Below are 242 nucleotides of genomic sequence, written 5' to 3' on the forward strand. Positions count from 1 at the left end.
TCTGCTGGCCACCAGTCTTGCGAATCGGTCATCAGATTTTTAAGATCCGTTTTTACAGCTTCTAAATCTAATTTTTTAAATTCTTCGGCATAATTAAAATCTTCACCTAGAGGATTTGTTTTTTTGTCTTGTTGATGAAGTATGTCTAAATTCAAAGATTTTGGCCACCAACTCATTACAGATTGGTCTGTTCCTGTATTGGCACCATGCATTACAGGGCATTTTCCAGAATTAACTGTATG

1 pseudogene is annotated in these 242 nt (G+C 36.0%); it reads right to left on the reverse strand.

Annotation, left to right across the window (positions count from 1 at the left end):
* Positions 1 to 242: pseudogene (locus Q5762_RS39460) on the reverse strand (catalase-peroxidase); the annotation flags it as partial.

The sequence above is a fragment of the Streptomyces sp. P9(2023) genome (genome assembly GCF_032436795.1).
Lineage (GTDB): Bacteria > Actinomycetota > Actinomycetes > Streptomycetales > Streptomycetaceae > Streptomyces.